The following is a 675-nucleotide window of genomic DNA, read 5'->3' as shown; positions in this document are numbered from 1 at the left end:
CTCTTTGTCCTGATGTACAAAGGCTATGGCCTGACGTTCTCCCAATTTCATTTCATGCATAAACCGTTTGGTGATGGCACGTAGCTCATTTTTAGCCAATCGCTTACCATCTTCTATCGTTGGGCTGATCACAAATGACAAGGTGTTTTTTGTGCAGTGGTAGTTTTGGTCCTGGAGCATTTTAAATTCTTTGGTGATTTCTGCAGGTGAATCTCCATGCAGAAATTCCTTGAATACGACTTCTGCATCCTTTTCCTGGTTCCATCCGTAAGACATCGAAGCCATGGTGTGTGATATGCTTTTCCCTTTACCGATCATTGTTGAAACTTTTTAAGATGTGTTTTGATCTCGTCCGCTAAATCATAGACTGTTTGCATGAGTTTGGGGTTTCGTTTTTTGAACATGTTGCCAATGGACTTGAAATTATTATGGTACTTGATGAGCATTTTATAAAGCTCCATATGTTCTTCACTAAAACGTTCCGTGATTTCCATATCAAATAGGCTACGTCGTATATATTCGCTTAAGGTCAATCCGCTTCGTTTAGCCTTCACGTTCAGGAGCTTTTTTTCATAGATGGAACATCGAAACTTAACGAGATCTCCCTTCCCCTTAAACACTTTTTTTTCTTTGCGACCTTCGGGAGCAAACGAGAATGTGTCCACAGACACACAT

Annotated in this window: 2 protein-coding genes; both read right to left on the bottom strand. The window is 40.4% G+C overall.

Going from position 1 to position 675, the window contains the following annotated elements; genetic code table 11:
- Positions 1–318 (bottom strand): relaxase/mobilization nuclease domain-containing protein (locus tag G5V56_RS19110; RefSeq protein ID WP_394366212.1); only part of this gene is annotated, 318 nt, incomplete at its 3' end.
- Positions 315–675, bottom strand: a 361-nt coding sequence (gene mbpA / locus G5V56_RS18995; RefSeq protein WP_240911461.1) for a mobilization protein MbpA, incomplete at its 5' end; no start/stop codon positions are given. The genes mbpA and G5V56_RS19110, both read right to left, overlap by 4 nt.

It is taken from the genome of Yeosuana marina (assembly GCF_011762485.1).
In the GTDB taxonomy this organism is placed as follows: Bacteria; Bacteroidota; Bacteroidia; order Flavobacteriales; family Flavobacteriaceae; genus Yeosuana; species Yeosuana marina.
The sequence above is the reverse complement of the archived record's forward strand: the minus strand, read 5'-3'. Positions and strand labels throughout refer to the sequence as shown.